Here is a 209-nt window from a genome sequence, read left to right on the forward strand (position 1 = left end):
GCATTTCCAAGTGTGCTTATGTATGAACATCCGTCAGGATCTATGTAATACAGTGGATTGTCCCCACAATAAATGTAACCGTTCTGGGTTAGGGTTTCATATACATTTCCTGCTTTAGGGTCCTTCTGTATAAATTCCCTGTCTGTGGAATTGTACATTCTTGCTCCCGCATTCCAGTAGCCTGTTGTTTCATCATAAACATATCCGGT

At 41.1% G+C, this 209-nt stretch carries 1 protein-coding gene; it reads right to left on the bottom strand.

What is annotated here, in order from left to right:
• The coding region (locus DWW96_RS14495; RefSeq protein ID WP_278286593.1) for an RHS repeat-associated core domain-containing protein at positions 1 to 209 on the bottom strand (209 nt) is incomplete at both ends.

It is taken from the genome of Eubacterium sp. AF17-7, from assembly GCF_003461285.1.
In the GTDB taxonomy this organism is placed as follows: Bacteria; Bacillota; Clostridia; order Lachnospirales; family Lachnospiraceae; genus Eubacterium_U; species Eubacterium_U album.